A 17201-nucleotide genomic window follows, 5' to 3' on the forward strand; every position below is an offset into this window, starting at 1 on the left:
CGCGCCGTCGACGCCGGTGCCGGCCAGGGCGCCGTGCTGAGCGCAGCCGGCAGGGAGTGGGCGGCCAAGGCCGGCGGCACGTCCGGCGTGCTGTGGGGTGCGCTGCTCAGCGCCCTCGGGGCACGTCTCGGCGACACCGGCCGCCCGGACTCCGCCACCGTGGCCGCGGGCATGCGCGACGGCTATGACGCGTTGATCCAACTGGGCGGAGCGGCGCCCGGTGACAAGACCATGCTCGACGCGCTGCTGCCGTTCGTCGAGGAACTCGAGCGCAGGACCGCCGACGGCGAATCCTGGCAACAGGCCTGGACATCGGCCGCCGAGACCGCGACGGAGGCGGCCCGCGCGACCGCCGAGATGCGGCCAAAGGTCGGCCGCGCCCGACCGCTGGCCGAGCGCAGCGTCGGCACCCCCGACGCCGGCGCCACGTCGCTGGCGATGTGCGCACGCACCGTCGCGGGCTGTTTCACGCTGACCGCAGGAGGAGACAAGCAGTGACCGACCGACAGACGACCGACCGACTGCGCATCGTCGTGGGTTCCGACGACGCAGGCTACGAGTACAAGGAGGCCCTCAAGGGCGACCTGAGGGCAGACGACCGCGTCGCCGAGGTCACCGACGTCGGCGTGGGCACGGACGAGAACACCGCCTACCCGCACATCGCGGTCGCCGCCGCGCGTCTGGTGGCCGAGGGCAAGGCCGACCGCGCGCTGCTGGTGTGCGGCACCGGCCTCGGCGTGGCGATCAGCGCCAACAAGGTGCCCGGCATCCGCGCTGTCACCGCCCATGACAGCTTCTCCGTCGAGCGATCGGTGCTGTCCAACAACGCCCAGGTGCTCTGCTTCGGACAGCGCGTGGTGGGCCTGGAGCTCGCCCGGCGGCTGGCGCGCGAGTGGCTGGGCTACGAGTTCGACCCCGCCAGCGCATCGGCCGACAAGGTCGAGGCCATCTGCGGATACGAACCGACGTCGCAGTCGTCCTGACTGCACGCGTTTGACCGGCCGCATCCCGGGCACCGTTAGGGCATGGTCCGCCTACGCAACGACCCGCACGAGCGCGGCGTCGACACCGGCAGTGTGCTGCCGCCGATCACCCACGACAATCCCGCGGTGGCGCAGGGTGACCTGCTCATCCGCGTCGACCAGCTCGACGAGCGCGGTGTCCGGGAGGTGAGGACCGAGCGGCACGGCGTGCTGGCGGTCGGCGTCACGCCCGGGGGAGAGCCGTTCGCCGTCGGCAACGTCTGCCGCCACCAGTACGCCCGCATGGGCCGCGGCAGCGTCACCGCGTCGGGCTGTCTGGAGTGTCCGTGGCACCGCGCGCGCTACGACGTCACGAACGGCCGGATGGTGGAGGGGCCGAAGGGCCGGATCTTCGGGTTCCGTCCGTACTCGGCGATGTTCCGGTTGTTCGGCAGCCGGTTCGGATTGCGGACGTTCCCGGTCCGGCTGCAGGACGGGGCGATTCACCTCGTCAACTGACCGCGGGCGGTGATCGTTCGCAAAAGCTGAACGGTGTGTCCGTCGAAATCGCCTGGACGCGAACGGTCCGGGTCCCGTTCAATTCAGGCATGTCCAGCAGTCACGTCCGCACCGGGGCGTTCATGGCCGTGGCGGCCATGCTGTCGGTGCAACTCGGCGTCGCGGTCTCGGTCGCGCTGATCGACCGGATCGGCGCCGACGGCGCCGCCTGGCTGCGGCTGGCCTGGGCCGGCCTGCTGTTCCTTCTCGTGCTGCGGCCACGCGCCGCGCGGTTCACCCGCCGGACATTCGCCACCTGTGTCGGCCTCGGCGTCGTCATTGCAGGAGTCACTCTGTTGTTCATGGCCGCCCTGGACCGGATCCCGATGGGAACGGCCAGCGCACTGGAGTTCCTCGGCCCCCTCGCCGTGGCGATCGCCCACGGCCGCGGCCTCGGGCGCATCGTGTGGCCGGCCTCGGCCGCCGCCGGGGTGCTGTTGATGACCGAGCCGTGGTCGGGCACGGTCGACCCGGTCGGCGTGATGTACGCACTGGCCGCCGCGTGCTGCTGGGCGGGCTACATCCTGCTGACCCAGCGGGTGGGTGACCAGGTCGCCGGGATCGGCGGTCTCTCGGTGTCGATGCCGGTGGCGGCGCTGGTCGCGACCGCGGTGGTGGGTCCCGACGTCTTCGACCGGCTCACACCGCAACTCCTGCTGATCGGCCTCGGGCTGGCCGTCCTGCTGCCGGTGGTCCCGTTCGCGCTGGAGCTGCTGGCGCTGCGCCGGCTCACCACGGCCGCCTTCGGCACGCTGATGAGCCTGGAACCGGCGTTCGCGCTGATCATCGGTTTGGTGGTGCTACACCAGATCCCCGGTGTCTCGGCGGCGGTCGGCATCTGTTTCGTGGTGGCGGCGGGCATCGGCGCCGCGCGTGCCGGGAGCCGGCCGGCGCCGGTCCCCGCCGAGGTCGGCTGAGCGCTACGCTCGTCGGAGCATCAGGGAGGTGGCGATGGCGCGAGGGATGTTCAATTCACCGGTCGTGGGTGTCGTGAACGCCGGTGTGACCGGGCTGCTGAACCTGCCCGTCGTCGGCCGCCTGGTCGGCCGCGGCCTGGTGGTGATCCGCTTTGTGGGAAGGCGTTCGGGCGCCACGTTCGAGACGCCGGTGGGCTACCGCCGCCGCGGCGAGACGATCCTCATCGGCGTCGTCGCGCCTGACAAGAAGAACTGGTGGCGCAACTTCCTCGGCGGCGGTGCGCCGATCACCCTGCTCGACTTCGAGGGCCGCGATCGCACGGGTCACGCCGTGGCGCACCGCGACGACCGCGGCGAGGTCTCGGTGACGGTGACGCTCGACCGCTGAGCGCAGAAGCCCTCAGCCGTCGATCCGCTTGCGCCGGTACAGCGTTCCCACGCCGAGCAGGATCAGGCTGACCACCAGGATCGCGGTGGCCAGCACGTTGATCTGCGGCGGCACCGCGGCCTTCACGGCGGCGTTCACATACAGCGGGTAGGTGACCGACGAGCCACTCACGAAGTAGGTGATGATGAAGTCGTCGAGCGACAGCGCGAACGACAGCATCGCCGCGGCGATGATGCCCGGAACGATGAGCGGCAGGGTCACTTTGAAGAACGTCCTGGCCGGACCCGCACCCAGATCCATCGACGCGTCCTCCAGGGTCCAGTCGAACCCGCGCATCCTGGCCCGCACCGTCATCGCGATGAAGCTGACCTCGAACGCGATGTGCGCCAACAGGATCGTGACATAACCCGTCGCCCAGCCCAGGTCGAGGAACAGCACCAGCAGCGACGCACCCATCACCACCTCGGGCGCCGTCAGCGGCAGGATCAGGAACGTGTCGACCGCCCGCTGACCGCGGAATCGCTGGCGCACCAGCGCGATCGCCACCAGCGTGCCCAGCACCAGCGCGACCGCCGTCGACACTCCGGCCACACTCAGGCTCAGCTTCATCGCCTCGGTGAGCGCCGGATACCTGAACGGATCGAGCCAGTTGTCGAGCGTGAACCCCTGCCAGCTGTAGTTGAACTTGCCCTTCGGATCGTTGAACGAGAACAGCACGATCACGAAGATCGGGATGAACAGGTAGAGCAGGACCAGGCCGGCCACGATCCGCAGGGCCCAGTCACCCCATCGCGGGCTGCCCTTGATCGTCTTGGCCGGTTGCCCGGCCTCCTGGGCCGCGGCAGCCACCGCGGCGCCCGCCTGCGTCGTCATACCAGGTCCTCCGTGCCGAGCGCACGCGTGTACAGCAGCACACCGGCGAGGATGATCGCCATCAGCACCAGGCTGAGTGCCGCCGCGGCCGGGTAGTCCTTGACCACCAGGAACTGTTGCTGGATCACGTTGCCGATCATTGTGGTCTGGGTGCTGCCGAGATACTCGGCGTTGATGAAATCGCCTGCGGCGGGAATGAACACGAGCAGACTGCCCGCCAGCACGCCCGGCAGGGCCAGCGGCAGGATCACTTTGGTGAAGCTGCGGGTGTTCGACGAGTACAGGTCCTTGGACGCCTCGACCAAGCGCGGGTCGATCTTCTCCAGGCTGACGTAGAGCGGCAGGATCATGAAGATGATCCAGTTGTAGATCAGCCCGCCGATCACCGCCCAGCTGGTGGACAGCAGCCGGCCGTCACCGGGCAGCAGCCCGACGGTGCCCAGGGCGGAGACCACCCAGCCGTCGTCGGCCAGGATGGTCTTCCACGCGATGGTGCGGATCAGAAAGGTGACGAAGAACGGCAGGATCACCAGACCCAGGATCAGGTTCTTGAACCGGCCCGCCTTGAAGGCGATCACGTACGCCAGCGGGAACGCCAGCAGCAGACACACCACCGTCGCGGTCAGCGCGTATCCGAACGACCGCAGGATCTGGTCGTGGTAGCGACTGAACGCGTCGGCGTAATTGCCGAACTCCCACGAGAACGTCAGCGTCGGGAGGTATACCGACCCGCCCGACGACGACAGCGACGTGCGCGCCAGCGAGACCAGCGGCACGACGAAGAAGACTGCCAGGTATGCCAGTGCGGGCAGGATCATCAGATAGGGCGCGATCCTGCTGCGCCTGCGACTGCTGGTGGCGGTGCCTGCCATCGGTCAGGCGCCGGTGACCGCGGCGTAGGCGGCGTTGAACTCCTGGGTCTGTTCGTCGGTCAACGCGGGCCAGGTTGCCAGCTTGTCGCGGGTGGCCTGCGGCGGGTTGATCAGCTCGTTCTTCGCCAGCGTCGGGTCGAGTTTGTCGAGTTCGGCGTCCATGTCCGACAGCACCGGCACGTACTGGGTGAAGGCGATCAGCTTCGCGTAGTTCGCGCGGTCGTAGACGTAGTTGATCCACTCCTCGGCGGCGGTCTTGTTCTTGGTCGAGTTCGGGATGACCATGGTGTCGATCGACGTCAGGCCGCCGGATTCGGGCACGATGAACTGCAGGTCGGGATTGTCCTTCTGCAGCTGCACGACGTCGCCCGAATAGGCCTGTGCGATGACGAGATTGCCGGCCGCGAGGTCGTCGGAGTAGTCGTTGCCGGTGAACCGGCGGATCTGGCCGCGGTCCTTCTGCTCACGGATCAGGTCCACCGCCTGCTGAACGGTCTTGGAGTCCGCGTTCTCCGGCGAGTTGCCCTGCGCCTGCATGATCATCCCGAGCCCGTCCTGGGTGTCGGAGAACAGGCTGACCTTGCCCTTGAACGCGGGGTCCCACAGGTCGTCGACCTTGGTGATGTCGCGGCCGGTGGCGGCCCGGTTGTAGGCCAGGCCCACCATGTAGGACATGTACGGCGCACTGAACTTGCGTCCCGAATCGGCGGGCGAGTCCATCAGTTCGGGCAGCAGGTTCTTCTTGTTGGTCCACCGGGATTCGCTGATCTCGTTGAGCCAGCCGAGCGAGTTGAGCCGCGCCGCCATGAACTGCGTCGGCACCACGAGGTCGGCGCCGATGTCCTGTCCGCGCGACAGCGGCTCCTTGGCCTTGGCGAACCACTCCTCGTTGTCGTTGTAGTCCTCTTTGTAGTCGACGGTCAGGCCGGTGGCGGTCTGGAAGGCGGCGATGAAGCCGTCGGCCATGTACAGCGGCCAGTTGGAGATCCGCAGATTGCCGCTGGCCGGCGCACCGTCATCGGTGGCGGTCGGCGACGACGAACCGCTGCCGCTGTCGGAGCCGCAGGCCGCCAGCACGGTGGGGCCCAGTGCCAGGGCCGCCGCCGCGGCAGCGCCGCCGCCGATGAAGCGACGGCGGGACGTCCTGGCGGCGGTCAGCCGGGCGAGCAGCGCGGGGTCGATGTCGGCGGAGTTCTTGGAGCGCATGGCGGGTGTGCCTTTCGTGATGGGTGTGGGGGAGCGGACGCCGATGCCGAGACGATCAGGAATCGTCGAGCATCTCCTCCAGGTCCTCCGTGGTGGGGATGTCCGCGGCGGGCAGCACGAGCGAGGCTTCCGGCGACCAGTAGGCGAAGACCTCGTCGCCGGGGCGCAGCAGCGGCAGTTCCTGCTCGGGCCCGACGTGCGCGACGATGGCGGACTCGTCGGCGGCGGCCAGCGAGAGCCGCACCACCGGTCCCTGAAAGGTCAGGTCCCTGACCTTCGCGCGGACGGCCGCGAACTCCGCGGAGGGCTGTTCCATTGCGACCCTGACCCGCTCGGGACGGATCATCAGCGTCGCGTGGCCGCCGGCCTCGATGGTGGTCTCGCCGGGACGGGCCCGCAGTGTCGTGCCGAGGACCTCGACGTCGACCAGGCCACCGTTGCTCCGGCCGGTCTGGCGTCCGGGCCAGAGATTCGCCTGGCCGATGAAGCTCGCGACGAACACGGTGGCGGGCCGCTCGTAGATCTCGTTCGGCGTGCCGATCTGCTCCACGTTGCCCGCGTTCATCACCGCGATCCGGTCGCTCATGGTCAGCGCCTCCTCCTGGTCGTGCGTCACGTAGATGAACGTGATGCCGACCTCGCGCTGGATCCGCTTGAGCTCGAACTGCATGATCTGACGCAACTTGAGGTCGAGCGCGCCGAGCGGTTCGTCGAGCAGCAGTGCGCTCGGGTAGTTGACCAGTGCCCGCGCCAGCGCCACCCGCTGCTGCTGGCCGCCGGAGAGCTGACCCGGCCTGCGGGTGGCGAAGTCGGTCAGCCGGACGATCTCGAGCAGTTCGTCGACGCGACGCTTGATCTCCGCCTTTTCCTTCTTCCTGCTGCGCGGACCGTAGGCCACGTTGTCCCACACCGACATGTGCGGGAACAGCGCGTAGTGCTGGAAGACCGTGTTGACGTTGCGTTTGTGCGGGGGGACCCGGGACACGTCGGCGCCCTCGAGGCGGATGGCACCCGACGTGGGGGTCTCGAACCCGGCGATCATGCGCAGCGTGGTGGTCTTGCCGCAGCCCGACGGCCCGAGCATGGAGAAGAACTCTCCCGAGCCGATCGAGAAGTCGGCATCGGCCACCGCCACGTAATCGGCGAAGCGCTTCGTGACGTGGTCGATCTCGATCACCGGGCCGGTTGCGGCGGATCCGCCCGGGGTGCCGGTGATGTTGTCGACGGCGGTGGTGTGTGTGCCGGTCAGAACGCAGTCCTCCTCGATGCAGCCCCCCGCAGCCTTATAAACATGGCCGATACCGGCGACCTTCGCAAGCGATTCCGCAACGATTTAACATTCCGACAATGGAATCCTTCGTTATGCCGGGTGACATCGAGAGATTCCGCGTGGAACGGGGTGTCGGATCGGGGTGTCCGGGAACCGGAGTCCGTTTACCATTCGCACTTCATCGGGTAGTGAGGTGGCATGGCATCGGTTGACGTCGCGGTTTCCTCGGACCTGAGCCCGGAGGACGCATGGGAGCTGGCGTCCAATCTGCGCCGCTTCGACGAGTGGCTGACGATCTTCGCCGGCTGGCGCAGTCACGTGCCCGACGAGATCGAGGTCGGCACCTGTGTGTCGTCCTTGATCAAGGTCAAGGGCTTCCGCAACACCATCCACTGGCGGGTCACCCGCTACGACGAGCCCAAGGACATCGAGCTCGTCGGCACCGGCAGGCCCGGGGTCTGCATCGCACTGTCGCTGCACGTGGAGGAGGAGGGCGACGGCTCGAAGTTCCGGGTGATCGCCGACCTCTCCGGCGGCCTGCTGAACACCAGGGTGGGCAATCTCGTCGCCAAGGTCATCGAATCCGACGTGCAGAAGTCGGTGTCGAACCTCGCGGCGCTGCGCTAACCCCACTCGTGGTTCATCGCCCGCGTCTCGTAGCGCGCCTCCTCGGTGTCGACACCGCGTTCCCGGGACCGCGACAGCGCGATGAGCACCATCGCGAGCGCGGCCGTCACCGCGCCCGCCCAGAAGATCGTCACGAAGCCGGCTTCCACCGGTAGCCCGGTGCCGGGCTGGGTGTGCGACAGCAGCACCGCGACCACCGCGGCCGCCGCCGAACTGCCGATGGTGCGGGCGATGGCGTTCATGCCGGTCGCCACCCCGGTCTCGCCCGCGTCGACGTCGCCGACGATCAGCGCGGGCAGCGCCCCGTAGCCGAGACTGATGTAGGCGTTGGCCAGGATGCCGGCGACGATCACCTGCCATGGGCGGCCGTGAGCGACCGCCAGCATGACGAACCCGGCGATGCCTGCGAGTGCGGCCGCCACGAGTACCCGGCGCGCGCCGAACCGCTCGATGAACCGCCCGCTGATGAGTGCGACGGCGAATCCCGTCACCGCACCCGGCAGCAGGTACACCACGCTCGCCTCGAGCACATCGGCGCCGAAGCCGTAACCGGCCGCGCTCGGCGTCTGCACGAACTGCGTCAGCCCGAGAAACGCGAAGTACAGGCCCATACCGACGAAGACGGTGGCCAGGTTGGTGAGCAGGATCGGCCGGCGGGCGAGCATCCGGGTCGACACGAGCGGCCGCGCAGCGCGCCGCTCCCACCACCACCAGGCCACCAGCACGACGACTCCCGTCACCGCGGTGCCGATCGTGCGCGGCGACGCCCATCCCCAGCTGTTGCCCTGGGTGACTGCGAGCAGCACCGCCGAAAGGCCCGCCGCCAGACCCGCCGCCCCCAGCCAGTCGATCGACCCGGACGACGCGCGCGTCCGGGACGGCACCACCGCCAGCACGACGCCGATCACCACGACGGTGAATGCGGTGGTCAACCAGAACACCCGCTGATAGCCGGCGCCGTCGGCCATCAGCAGGCCGGTGACCACCAGACCCGCCCCGCCGCCGAATCCGAGCGTTCCCGACATCACCGTCATCGCGCCGACCAGGCGCTCGCGCGGCAACTCCTCGCGCAGGACCGCCACCCCGATCGGGTAGAGCGCGTACGACGCACCCTGCAGGACGCGACCCACGATCAGCATGGCGAGCGACGAGGTGGTGGCCGCGAGGACACTGCCGACCAGGACCACCGCCAGGACGGTGAGCAGGACGCGCTTCTTGCTGTACAGGTCCGCAAGCCGGCCGATCAGCGGGGTCAGGGCGATGGCGGCGAGAAGGTTGGCGGTGACCGCCCAGCTGACGGCGACACCGGACACGGACAGCTGCGTGGCGATGACGCCCAGTACCGGGACCACCGCCGTCTGCAGCACGGCGACCGTGAGCACCACCACGCTCAACCCGGCGACCAGCAGGCCGGGCCGCCGCACCGGCGGAAAGGCGGGCGTCGACCGGTTCGCGTCGGTCTCGACCACACCACTCCGATCGTTAGCTCGCCTTCGTTGTCAGTTCCCCTGACGCTAGCCTTCGCCGCGCCCGACGCGGCGGCGAGGTGGCCCGGGGCGGGAGCGACGGACCGTGGTCGAATGAACGCATGACTTCCGGCCCGACGTCGAATGCGCTGACCGCGGCGACCTTCACAGGTCACCGACCCTCGGGGGTGGGTGACATGTCCGTGGAGACCCACGGCATCGCGCCCATCCCGACCGACCAGCGGTACGGCAAGCCGTCCCGGCTGTTCACGGTGTGGTTCGCGCCGCAGGTCACCATGAGCGGGGTGTTCACCGGCACGCTGGCCATCGTGCTCGGCCTCGGCTTCTGGCTGGGAATGCTGGCGATGGTCATCGGCACCGTTCTGGGTTCGCTTGTGGTTGCGTACCTTTCGACCTGGGGGCCGCGCACCGGCACCGGACAGCTGCCGCATTCCCGGATGGCCTTCGGCGGTGGGGTGGTGCTGCCGGGCGTGCTGCAGTGGGGATCGTCGATCGCGTGGGACGCGCTGGTGGGACTGTTCGGCGGCGAGGCCCTCGCGGCCCTGCTCGGCATCCCGTTCTGGGTCGCCGTGCTGATCGTGCTGGGCGTGCAGGGCGTCGTGGGGTTCTTCGGTTACGAGCTGATCCACCGGCTGCAGGCCGTGCTGACCGTCGTGCTGTTCGCCACCTTCCTGGTGTTCGCCATCAAGGTCGTCAGCAGCCACGACGTGATCACCGCCGCCACCGTGACGGGCCCCGACCTGGTCGGGGCGTTCGTCCTCGAGGTGACGATCGCGTTCAGCCTCGCGATCTCCTGGGCCAGCTATGCCGCCGACTTCAGCCGCTACCTGCCCGCGAACTCACGGCGTGCTCAGGTCTTCGGATACACGTTCGGCGGGGTCGTGTTGGCCTACATCTTCGTTCAGGCGATCGGCATCGCCGCCGCCGACCTGCTCGCCGACCAGACCGCCGAAGGGGTGCGCTCGGTGATGGGCGGCGGCGTCGTCGGCGGCCTGGCGCTGGTGGTCATCGCGCTGGCCTCGGTGGGCTCCGGGGTGATGAACGACTACAGCGGCTCGCTGGCGTTGCAGACGGTCGGCGTCCGGGTCCGCAGGCCGGTGTCGGCGGTCATCATCACGGCGTTGGCGTTCCTGCTCATCCTGTGGCTGCACGCCGCCGACACCGCGACGAGGTTCACCGACGTACTGCTGCTGGTGAGTTACTGGATCCCGGCGTTCGTCGCCGTGGTCGTGATCGACTGGCGGCTGCGCAGCGCCGGGCGGGACACCATCGATCCCGCTGCCGAGCACACCGACCCGCGCGACGCGGCGGTGGCACTCGGCGCGTTCGTGGTGGCCTACCTCGCCGCGATGCCGTTCATGCACACCACCCTCATCGAGGGGTTCGTGGCACGGGCCTGGCACGGCGCCGACATCGCCTACTTCGTCAACCTCGCGGTGGCCGCGGTGCTCTACGGCGGCTATCGATTGGCCACGCGGCGACGCGTGCGTGGTGCCGCGGTCGGCTGACTCTGGGAGCGGCGGAGATTCGCCCGGTCGCGATTCGGGTATCGCTCATCCGACGAAAGGGGTCCCCATGCGGGCAGCCACCCTGGCCAAGACGGCCGGAGCAGTCTTCGCCACCGCGGCAGTGGGAGGTCTGGCGAGCCGGCCGGCCAAGTCGGCGTGGTACGCGATGCTGAAGAAGCCGAGTTTTCAGCCACCGCGGCAAGCCTTTCCGATCGTCTGGCCCATTCTGTACGCCGACATCGCCGCGGTGTCCGCGGGCACCCTCGACGAGCTCGACGGAACCGCGCCCGAGAAGGCGCGCGCCTACCGCGTCGCGCTGGCGGCGAATCTCGTCCTCAACGGCGGCTGGACGTGGCTGTTCTTCAACCAGCACCGGCTCGGGGCGTCGGCGGTGGCCGCGGCGGCGCTGACGGCGAGCAGTGCCGACCTGACCCGGCGTGCGATCGAGGCGCGCGGACCTGGCGCGGCGGTGCTGGCGCCCTATCCGCTGTGGTGCGCGTTCGCCACTGCGTTGTCCACCAGCATCTGGCGGCTGAACCGCTGATGGCGAAGACGAGAGACGCCAAGGACGCCAAAGACGCCAAGAACGAAGAGAAAGAAGACGACCGGCAGCGGTTCGCCGACCGTGCCCTCGGCGTCATGGAGGACACCATCTACTGGGCGATCGCCGTCGTCCTGGTGATCGGCTCGGGCGCCCTGCTGGTCGCCCAGTTCAACACGATGCTGCGGCTGCGCAACTCGCCCGCCTCGACGGTCATGCTCGAGGTGCTCGACGGCCTGCTGCTGATCTTCATCTTCGTCGAACTGCTCTATGCGGTGCGGTCGTGTCTGCGATCTCATGAGATCGTCGCCGAACCGTTCCTGATCGTCGGCATCCTCGCCGGCATCAAGGAGATCGTGGTGCTGTCCGTGGAGGCGGCGAAACTGCTCGACCAGGGCCCGGTGTTCGCCCGCGCCGTGGTGGAGATCGGGGTGCTCGCCGGCGTGGTGCTGGCCCTCGCGGTGGCCGCCTTCGTGCTGCGGGAGCGCCGGCGTGACACCGAGGACGCCGGGAAGCAGGTCGCCGAGGAGGAAGCCGAAGAAGAGGACGACGCGGAGTCCAAATAGGCTCCGCGCGCCCCGTTTCTGGCCTCAGCGCACGGCGTCCACCAATGCGTCGGTCACCTCGCGGGTAGACGCGCTGCCGCCGAGGTCGCCGGTGCGCGTGTGCGGCTCGGCGAGGGTGGCCGCCATCGCGGTGACGATGTCCGCGGCGGCCGCCGGGTGGCCGAGGTGGTCGAGCATCATGGCGGCCGACCAGACCGCGCCGACGGGATTGGCCACTCCGCGTCCGGCGATGTCGGGCGCCGAGCCGTGCACCGGTTCGAACATCGACGGGTACTGCTTGGTCGGATCGAGGTTTGCCGACGGCGCGATACCGATCGACCCGGCGACCCCGGCCGCGAGGTCGGACAGGATGTCACCGAACAGATTCGATGCCACCACCACGTCGAAGCGCCGCGGGTCCAACACGAATTTCGCTGCCAGCGCGTCGATGTGCTCACTGACCACCTCGATGTCGGGATGGCGGGCACTGCGTTCGGCGACGACCTCGTCCCAGAACGGCAGCGTGTGCACGATGCCGTTCGACTTGGTCGCCGAGGTGAGGCGTTTGCGCCGGGTCGCGGCGAGTTCCAGTGCATAGTCCGCGATCCGGGTGATGCCGACGCGGGTAAACACCGACTCCTGCACCGCCATCTCGTCGGGGAAGCCGCGGTTCATCCGGCCGCCGATCTCGCTGTACTCACCCTCGACGTTCTCGCGGACCACGACGAAGTCCACCCCGTCGGCGTCGCGCAGCGGACTCCGCACGCCGTCGAACACCCGGATCGGCCGCAGGTTCACGTACTGGCGGAAGGCCCGCCGGATGGGGATGAGCAGACCCCACAGCGAGACGTGGTCGGGGACGCCCGGCCAGCCGACGGCGCCGAGCAGGATGGCGTCGAACTCGCGTAGGGTGTCGATCCCGTCGGCGGGCATCATCGCGCCCTCGTTGGCGTAGCGTTCGCACGACCAATCGAAATCGGTGTAGGACAGTGAGATCGAGTGTTTGACGCATACCGCGTCGAGGACCGCGCGGGCCGAGTCGATCACTTCACCGCCGATCCCGTCGCCAGGGATCACCGCGATCTTCTGGGCGGTCACGACCCGAGCCCCAGCATCGCGACCAGCAGCGGCAGGAACACGATGATGAGGATCGCGCCGGCGATGTCGAAGGTGATGCCGGAGCGGATCATCGTCGTGATCGGCACCGCCCCGGACCCGTAGACGATGGCGTTCTGCGGAGTGGACACCGGGAGCATGAAGCCGAACGACGCCGCGAAGGTGGCTGCCAGGGCCGGGACGAACGGGTTCACACCCGCGGCCACCGCCACCGGGATGATGATCGGCACCACGACTGCGGCCGATGCGGTGTTGCTCGTCGTCTCCGACACCACGATCGCCAGCAGCACCGCGAAGATCGTGATCGGCAGGACGCTGGACAGCCCGAGGGAGTCGGCCACCGAGGTGCCGATGGTCTCGGCCAGTCCGGTGTCGGCGAGCAGCGATCCGAAGATGATTCCGGTGCCGAACAATACGATGGTGCCCCAGTCGATCTGTGCGGCGTCCTTCCACCGCAGCGTGAACTCGCGGTTCTCCCAGTCGGTGGGCAGCAGGAACAGCAGCGCCGCGCCGAACACCGCGACCGTGCCCTCGTCGAGCCGGTCGCTGACCGCGGTGTAGATGTCGGAGTCGTTGCCGAAGATGAGCGCGATGATGCCGGGAAAGATCCAGAGCGAGACGGTGATGCCGAAAGCGATGAGGGTGTTCTTCTCCGCCCTCGACAGCTTGCCCATCTCCGCGCGCTGTTCGTCGACGTACTCCGTGACGCCCTCGATGTGCTTGATCTCCGGCTTGTTCAGCTTGATCAGCACGAACGCGAGGACCACGAACATCAGCAGGCAGATCGGCGCAGCCATCACCATCCACTGGCCGAAGCTGATCCGCTCACCGGTGGCCTCCTCGATGAGGCCGCGGCCGATCAGATTGGGCGGGCTGCCCACCGGTGTCAGCAGTCCGCCCACACTGGCCGCGTACGCCAGCATGAGCATGACGGCGGCGCCGACCTTCAGCCGAAGCGGGTCGAAGTCTTCGGGGACCTTGCCCTGAACCTGCAGCAGCTTCGCCACGACGCCGAGGATGCCGATCGCGGTGGGCAGCAACATGGCGACGGTGGCGGTGTTGGAGACGAATGCCGAGAGCAGACAGGTGATCCCGCCGAAGGCGACGATCACCCCGGTGGTGGACTGCCCCACGCGGGGCAGTGCGAGGATGCGGAACGCGAAGCGCCGGGCGAGACCGTGTTTGAGCATCGCCTGGGCGAGGATGAAGGCGCCGATGAAGGTGAACACCGTCGAGGAACCGAACGGGCCCAGCACGTCGTCGGCCGGCGCCACGCCCATGAAGACGACCACTGCGACGCCCAGCAGACCGCCGATGGGGATCGGGACCGCCTCGCTCACCCAGAGCACGATCACGCCGAGCAGAACGCCGGCCAAGGTCTGTTGTTGCGGCGGGATGCCCAGTGGCAGCGCGAGGAAGGCGATCGCGACAACCGGTGCGAGGAAGAGACCGACGGTACGCCGGCCCTTCTCGAACCGCTCCTCACCCGGTGAGAGCCGCTGCTCACCCAGGCTGCGGTAGGTGGCGCCGCCCATCAGCGCCTTGTCGACGTCTGTCCTCTTGGCCTGTTCCCCGGCGGTCATGGCGCTCTCCTGACGGCAGCTGGAAGACGTGTGGCTTACGTCACACCGAAAGGGGAGTGCCCAAACCACCGCAGGACTAATCGCGATAGCGTGCCAATCGTGGCGAGCGCATCCGGTGAGTTCACCGCCTACGGGATCTCGCACTGGGCCGCCATCGCGGTGTTCGTGGCAGGCGCCGTGCTGCTGGTACGGCTCGGCCGCCGTCAGAGCCCGGCGCAGTCCCGCCGGTTCGGCCGCGTCGTCGGAGCAGTGACGGCGGCGATCTACGCTGTGGCGGTTGTCTATTCGATGTTCCCACCCAGCATCGAGCGGTCGGTCCCGCTGCACCTCACTGATCTCGCCACCGTGGTGTCGGCGTACGCCTGGTGGTCCCAGCGACACTGCGCGCATGCGCTGATGTACTACTGGGGCCTGGTGCTGAGCGTGCAGGCGCTGATCTCACCGGCCCTGCGCGGGCCGGACTTTCCGCACTACCAGTACCTCGGGTTCTGGTTCATCCACCTCGTCGTCGTGTGGGGGGCCGTCTATCTCACGTGGGGGCGCGGCATTCGCCCGAACTGGCGCAGCTATCGCATCGCGGTGGCGGTGACGTCGGCGTGGATGGTGGTCACGTTCGCGTTCAACCGGCTGACGGGCAGCAATTACGGCTTCCTGAACGGCAAGCCGAGCACCGGCAGCCTGCTCGACGTCCTCGGCCCGTGGCCGCTCTACGTCGTCGTGGGCGCGGTCGCCGTGTTCGTGCTGTGGGCGCTGATGACGTGGCCGTGGACGCGGGCCGCACGCGATCACGCCTCGCCGGCGGGGTGAGCACCCATCTGCTCGGCGGACAGCTGTTCCACGCTGAGGCCGTCGACCAGGCGGTCGAGCGTGCCGACCATCGTCGCGCATTCCCGGGCCGGATGGTCGGCCGGGCAGTGCAGCGCATGGGTCAGGAACACCTGAGCGCCCTTCGCCTGCGCGATGACGCGGTCGAGGGCGTCGATCTGGTCGCGGACCGTCTGTCGCCAATCGGAACTGGGGCCGTCCAGCACCGCGGCGGCGGTGTCCAGGGGCAGACCCAGTCCGTTGGCGAGTTTGAGGAAGGCCAACCGCCGCATCTCGTCTGGCCCGTACATGCGGCGTCCGCCCCTGCGCGCGCACGGCGACACCAGTCCGCGCTCGTCGTAGTAGCGCAGTGCCGACGTCCGCATTCCCAGCCGCAGCGCCGCATCACCGATCGGGATCAGTTCCATCTCCGCATTTGACTTCAACCCGGCTTGAACCGGCAAGGTCTTTTCGAGATCACCGCCGATGTGGCCGAAGGAGTCAGGGATGGCCGGAACCACCGTCGTCAACCATCACGCGGACCATCCGGGCTTTGCCGGCCCCGGCGGGCTGCTGTTCGCCATCGCCCTGCTGCTGATCGGGCGCCCAAACGCCCGCCTCGCGGTCGAGCTCGCCGAGGTGTCGAACGCCGATCGCGTCGTCGACATCGGTTGCGGGGCGGGAGTGGCGGTGCGCGCCGCCGCCCGCCGGGGGGCCGGCGCCACGGGCGTCGACCCGGCGCCGGTGATGCTGCGGGTGGCCCGGCTCGTCACCCGCGGCGGTGGGACGGTCGGCTGGGCGCAGGGGAGCGCCGAGCAGGTCCCGGCGCCGGATGCGTCGGCGACGGTGCTGTGGTCGTTGGCGACGGTGCACCACTGGAAGGACGTCGACGCCGGGCTCGCCGAAGCCCACCGCGTCCTGCAGCCCGGGGGGCGGTTGCTGGCCGTCGAGCGCCGAACCTCCGCCGACGCCACCGGGTTGGCCTCACACGGCTGGACCGGCGATCAGGCGGAAACCTTCGCCTCGCTGTGCCGGGCTGCGGGATTCACCGATGTCGGCGTCACGGAGCTCGGGCAGGGCCGGCGCGGCGTCTGGGTGGTGCGTGGCCTCCGTCCGTGAACTGAGGGCTCAGTACGGGGTGAGCACCGCGCGGTCCGCCAGCGGCCGGGTCAGCGGTACGTCGAGGGTGCCCGACACCGCGATCATGATGCAGGCACGGGCGACGGACTCGGGCCGGGCGCCGCTGCGCAACCGCACTTCGACGGTGTCGGGGGTCTCGAGCACCGTGGCGTGCACGCCGAAGCACTCAGGGGTGCCCGCGGTGAAACGGAGACGCAGGGTGCGGCCGCCGTCCTGCACGGTCCACGACTCCACCTGCAACGGATGGCTGTCGACGATCTGCGGGGTGTCGACGAAGGGGACCGAGCCGTCCGTGTCCGGATCTGCGTATGCGATCCAAGGCGCCGCGACGATCCCGAACAGGAGCACGCCGATCAGCAGGAGAGTCCGCACCGTCACACCGTAGTCACTCGGCGCTTCACCGCGGTGCCGGGGCATCGGCGGCGCCGGCGCGCACGAATTCGACCATCGGTTCGCGCTTGATGACGGTGCTGCCGGCGGTGATCAGCAGCTCGGTGGGTGAGACGGCGTAGCGCACATCGTCGTTGCGCGCGACGAATCCCCGCGCGGCGGTGCGCTCGGCAGTGGTTCGGAGCGTCGCAGAGTCGCTCAACCGGACGCCGAGGTACTCGAGTCGTCCTGCGGCGGCGGTGCAGATCACCACCAGCGACCGCGGAGTGCGGCCGATCGCCAGCGCGGTCTGGGCCGGGTCACAGCGCGGCCCGCTCTCGGTGAATCCGCGGATGTCCGACGCGGTCGCCGTGCGTGACGGCGGATCGGGCGAGGGGCGGGGCGGCGGCGCCGCCGTCGCCGTCGGCGCCGGAC

At 69.0% G+C, this 17201-nt stretch carries 20 protein-coding genes and 1 pseudogene; 11 read left to right on the top strand and 10 right to left on the bottom strand.

Features of this window, described 5'->3' with window-relative positions; all coding sequences use genetic code 11:
- The 5 genes from H7I41_RS19220 to H7I41_RS19240 form a co-directional block, all read left to right on the top strand.
- Positions 1 to 498 (top strand): DAK2 domain-containing protein (locus H7I41_RS19220; RefSeq protein ID WP_264014209.1); only part of this gene is annotated, 498 nt, incomplete at its 5' end.
- Positions 499 to 521: 23 nt separating this feature from the next.
- Entirely contained in the window at positions 522 to 983 is a 462-nt protein-coding gene (locus H7I41_RS19225) for a ribose-5-phosphate isomerase (protein WP_264014227.1), read from the top strand.
- Between the two features lie 42 nt (positions 984 to 1025).
- Entirely contained in the window at positions 1026 to 1481 is a 456-nt protein-coding gene (locus tag H7I41_RS19230; RefSeq protein ID WP_264014210.1) for a Rieske (2Fe-2S) protein, read from the top strand.
- A gap of 89 nt (positions 1482 to 1570) precedes the next feature.
- A complete protein-coding gene (locus H7I41_RS19235; RefSeq protein ID WP_264014211.1) occupies positions 1571 to 2437 on the top strand; it encodes an EamA family transporter in 867 nt (288 codons plus the stop codon).
- A 34-nt stretch (positions 2438 to 2471) separates the two neighbouring features.
- Positions 2472 to 2825: a hypothetical protein gene (locus H7I41_RS19240; protein ID WP_264014212.1), complete on the top strand. Its 354-nt coding sequence runs from the start codon at positions 2472 to 2474 to the stop codon at positions 2823 to 2825.
- A 12-nt stretch (positions 2826 to 2837) separates the two neighbouring features.
- Here H7I41_RS19240 and H7I41_RS19245 read toward each other — a convergent pair whose 3' ends face one another.
- Genes H7I41_RS19245 through H7I41_RS19260 form a run of 4 tightly spaced genes read right to left on the bottom strand, consistent with a single transcriptional unit; the run spans position 2838 to position 6953 of the window.
- A complete protein-coding gene (locus H7I41_RS19245; protein ID WP_264014213.1) occupies positions 2838 to 3698 on the bottom strand; it encodes an ABC transporter permease in 861 nt (286 codons plus the stop codon).
- On the bottom strand, positions 3695 to 4570 hold the full coding sequence (locus H7I41_RS19250; protein ID WP_264014214.1) for an ABC transporter permease: 876 nt from the start codon (positions 4568 to 4570) through the stop codon (positions 3695 to 3697). Before H7I41_RS19250 ends, H7I41_RS19245 begins: the two co-directional genes overlap by 4 nt.
- A gap of 3 nt (positions 4571 to 4573) precedes the next feature.
- The gene (locus H7I41_RS19255; protein ID WP_264014215.1) at positions 4574 to 5776 is read right to left on the bottom strand and encodes a polyamine ABC transporter substrate-binding protein; all 1203 of its coding nucleotides are present in this window, start codon (positions 5774 to 5776) and stop codon (positions 4574 to 4576) included.
- A 55-nt stretch (positions 5777 to 5831) separates the two neighbouring features.
- Positions 5832 to 6953, bottom strand: coding sequence for an ABC transporter ATP-binding protein (locus H7I41_RS19260; protein WP_308214641.1), 1122 nt, complete (start codon positions 6951 to 6953; stop codon positions 5832 to 5834).
- Positions 6954 to 7244: 291 nt separating this feature from the next.
- Here H7I41_RS19260 and H7I41_RS19265 point away from each other — a divergent pair, with 291 nt between their 5' ends.
- Complete coding sequence (locus H7I41_RS19265) at positions 7245 to 7673, top strand: type II toxin-antitoxin system Rv0910 family toxin (protein WP_264014216.1); 429 nt, start codon at positions 7245 to 7247, stop codon at positions 7671 to 7673.
- Here H7I41_RS19265 and H7I41_RS19270 read toward each other — a convergent pair.
- Positions 7670 to 9142, bottom strand: coding sequence for an MFS transporter (locus tag H7I41_RS19270; protein WP_264014217.1), 1473 nt, complete (start codon positions 9140 to 9142; stop codon positions 7670 to 7672). The two genes, H7I41_RS19265 and H7I41_RS19270, sit on opposite strands and share 4 nt — an antisense overlap.
- A gap of 119 nt (positions 9143 to 9261) precedes the next feature.
- Here H7I41_RS19270 and H7I41_RS19275 point away from each other — a divergent pair, with 119 nt between their 5' ends.
- The 3 genes from H7I41_RS19275 to H7I41_RS19285 all read left to right on the top strand — a co-directional run bounded on the left by H7I41_RS19275 (position 9262) and on the right by H7I41_RS19285 (position 11775).
- Positions 9262 to 10668 (top strand): purine-cytosine permease family protein, encoded by a 1407-nt coding sequence (locus H7I41_RS19275; RefSeq protein ID WP_264014218.1) that lies wholly within the window; start codon positions 9262 to 9264, stop codon positions 10666 to 10668.
- Positions 10669 to 10735: 67 nt separating this feature from the next.
- Complete coding sequence (locus H7I41_RS19280; RefSeq protein WP_264014219.1) at positions 10736 to 11212, top strand: TspO/MBR family protein; 477 nt, start codon at positions 10736 to 10738, stop codon at positions 11210 to 11212.
- Positions 11212 to 11775, top strand: a complete 564-nt coding sequence (locus tag H7I41_RS19285; RefSeq protein WP_264014220.1) for a phosphate-starvation-inducible PsiE family protein — start codon at positions 11212 to 11214, stop codon at positions 11773 to 11775. Before H7I41_RS19280 ends, H7I41_RS19285 begins: the two co-directional genes overlap by 1 nt.
- A 24-nt stretch (positions 11776 to 11799) precedes the next feature.
- Here the strand turns inward: H7I41_RS19285 and H7I41_RS19290 are convergent, their stop codons facing one another.
- Both H7I41_RS19290 and H7I41_RS19295 read right to left on the bottom strand, forming a co-directional pair.
- Positions 11800 to 12852, bottom strand: coding sequence for a tartrate dehydrogenase (locus tag H7I41_RS19290; protein ID WP_264014221.1), 1053 nt, complete (start codon positions 12850 to 12852; stop codon positions 11800 to 11802).
- Positions 12849 to 14453 carry an SLC13 family permease gene (locus tag H7I41_RS19295; protein WP_264014222.1) on the bottom strand — a complete coding sequence of 535 codons (1605 nt, stop codon included), beginning with the start codon at positions 14451 to 14453 and terminating at the stop codon, positions 12849 to 12851. Before H7I41_RS19295 ends, H7I41_RS19290 begins: the two co-directional genes overlap by 4 nt.
- Positions 14454 to 14549: 96 nt before the next feature.
- Here H7I41_RS19295 and H7I41_RS19300 point away from each other — a divergent pair, with 96 nt between their 5' ends.
- Positions 14550 to 15260 (top strand): YwaF family protein, encoded by a 711-nt coding sequence (locus tag H7I41_RS19300; RefSeq protein WP_443735561.1) that lies wholly within the window; start codon positions 14550 to 14552, stop codon positions 15258 to 15260.
- Here H7I41_RS19300 and H7I41_RS19305 read toward each other — a convergent pair.
- The gene (locus H7I41_RS19305; protein ID WP_264014224.1) at positions 15239 to 15685 is read right to left on the bottom strand and encodes a MerR family transcriptional regulator; all 447 of its coding nucleotides are present in this window, start codon (positions 15683 to 15685) and stop codon (positions 15239 to 15241) included. The two genes, H7I41_RS19300 and H7I41_RS19305, sit on opposite strands and share 22 nt — an antisense overlap.
- Positions 15686 to 15764: 79 nt before the next feature.
- On the opposite strand from H7I41_RS19305, the gene H7I41_RS19310 reads away from it, so the two are divergent.
- Positions 15765 to 16376 (top strand): class I SAM-dependent methyltransferase, encoded by a 612-nt coding sequence (locus H7I41_RS19310; protein ID WP_264014225.1) that lies wholly within the window; start codon positions 15765 to 15767, stop codon positions 16374 to 16376.
- Positions 16377 to 16385: 9 nt separating this feature from the next.
- Here H7I41_RS19310 and H7I41_RS19315 read toward each other — a convergent pair whose 3' ends face one another.
- Both H7I41_RS19315 and H7I41_RS19320 read right to left on the bottom strand, forming a co-directional pair.
- Entirely contained in the window at positions 16386 to 16769 is a 384-nt protein-coding gene (locus tag H7I41_RS19315) for a hypothetical protein (RefSeq protein WP_264014226.1), read from the bottom strand.
- 25 nt (positions 16770 to 16794) lie between these two features.
- Positions 16795 to 17201 (bottom strand): annotated as a pseudogene (locus tag H7I41_RS19320) (hypothetical protein); the annotation flags it as partial.

Origin of the sequence: [Mycobacterium] manitobense (assembly GCF_025821665.1) — a bacterium.
GTDB lineage: Bacteria > Actinomycetota > Actinomycetes > Mycobacteriales > Mycobacteriaceae > Mycobacterium > Mycobacterium arseniciresistens.